1 protein-coding gene is annotated in these 913 nt (G+C 68.2%); it reads left to right on the forward strand.

All coding sequences use genetic code 11. From position 1 onward, the window contains the following. Positions 1 to 66: 66 nt before the first annotated feature. Positions 67 to 780 (forward strand): cellulose binding domain-containing protein, encoded by a 714-nt coding sequence (locus ACXAHD_RS32225; protein ID WP_475055189.1) that lies wholly within the window; start codon positions 67 to 69, stop codon positions 778 to 780. Positions 781 to 913: the final 133 nt, after the last annotated feature.

Consider the following 913-nt stretch of genomic DNA (forward strand, 5'->3'; position numbering starts at 1 on the left):
ACTTCGCGGGTGGGGTCTGACGAGACCCGCGCGTAGATGACCGCTCGCATGCCGGTGATCGTACACGTGTTACGTACAGTCTCTGGGGACACCGGGTACCGCGACGGTGCCGTGCAGGCGATGGACTACATCTTCGGTCGCAACGCGCTGAACCACTCGTACGTCACCGGCTGGGGCTCGGTGTACCCGCGCAACCAGCACAGCCGGATCTTCGGCAACCAGCTCGACCCCGACCTGCCGATCCCGCCGGCCGGGTCGATCGCCGGCGGCGCCAACGCCGGCCTGGACGACCCGTTCGCCCGGGACCTGCTGGAAGGCTGCGCGCCGATGTTCTGCTACGTCGACGACATCGAGTCGTACGCGACGAACGAAGTGGCGATCAACTGGAACTCGGCGTTGAGCTGGATCGCCTCCTTCCTGGCCGACCAGGGCGACGCGGTGCCGGCACCGGCGCCGTTGAGCTGCCGGGCCGAGTACATCAACTACGGCAAATGGGCCGGCGGCGGAGGCTTCACCGCCCAGGTCGACATCACCAACACCGGGGACGCCACAGTCGACGGCTGGACGGTCCGCTTCGCGTTCACCGGTGACCAGCGGCTCCGGGAGGCGTGGATGGCCAAGGTCAGCCAGAGCGGGGCGACGGTGACGGCCCGCAGCGAGACCTACAACGGCCGGCTGGAGCCCGGCGAGACGGCAATGTTCGGGCTGAACGCCACCACCGCCGGCGGAGCCAACCCGGCACCGGAGCTGATCACCGTCAACGGGGTGGCCTGCTTCTAAACCTGTGCTGTTGGCCGACCCCCCACCGCGCCGCAAACGGAAGGGCGGACACCAAACAGACAGCCCCACACCCCCCCGACCACCAAATAGACGGAACCCCCCCCCCCCACCTCCCCCAGAGGGACCAAAAAGA

Source organism: Micromonospora sp. ABR4_055, assembly GCF_056160425.1.